The 866-nt window shown below is 44.2% G+C and carries 1 protein-coding gene and 1 pseudogene; both read left to right on the top strand.

Going from position 1 to position 866, the window contains the following annotated elements; genetic code table 11:
- Window positions 1-520 (top strand): annotated as a pseudogene (locus A3763_RS22645) (acetate kinase); the annotation flags it as partial.
- A 96-nt stretch (window positions 521-616) separates the two neighbouring features.
- Window positions 617-866: AAA family ATPase (locus A3763_RS22640; protein WP_156495271.1), on the top strand; the 250-nt coding region annotated here is incomplete at its 3' end.

The raw sequence follows: 866 nt of genomic DNA, 5'->3' as shown, positions 1-866 counted from the left end.
GGGCATGACCCCACTTGAAGGGCTTGTAATGGGCACCCGATCTGGCGACATCGACCCAGGTATTTTTGACTTTCTAATCAGTCAGAATTACTCACCCGAGGAGATATCCGAACTCCTAAACAAGCAAAGCGGTTTACTCGGTATATCTGAGCTGAGCAACGATATGCGCACAATTTGTGAGAAGGCAGATGAAGGTCATACCCAATGCAAACTTGCTTTGGAGGTATTTTGCTTTAGAGCGGCCAAACACCTGGCCGGCATGATGACCTCACTAGAACAAATAGATGCACTGGTGTTCACCGGTGGAATTGGCGAGAACTCAGCTGTCGTTAGGCAAAATATTGTCAAACACTTGTCAATTTTCGGCTTTACTATTAACCATGCAGCAAACAATCAGCCTTCTTCACGTAACGAATGCTACAACGGGCTTTCTATTCATGAAGACCAATCTATCCCGGTACTCGTCATCCCAACTGACGAAGAAGCTATGATTGTAGAAGACACTCTATCGCTAATATAACAAATGCTATGCGGCCACTTCTACCAGCTATTGCAACGAACCATTATGCTCTCAAACCCTTAGAATATTTGAGAACAGATTTAAGGAAAGTCTAATATGTCTAAGTCATTTTTTATTGCACCAACCGCTAAAAATGCCGGCTTAACATCCGTCAGCCTTGGCCTACTCAGAGCGCTTGACCAGATAGGTGTAAGAGTTGGTTTTTTTAAGCCGATTACACAAATTACCCAAAGTCACCCCGATCACTCTGTCCACTTTGCTAATGCAATCAATCATATAGACAGCCCAAAGCCTATTCCACTGAAGACAGCACAAGATTACCTTACACGCGGCGACAAAGACCTTC

This window comes from Oleiphilus sp. HI0128, from assembly GCF_001635365.1.
This window is presented reverse-complemented; position numbering and strand designations above follow the sequence as displayed.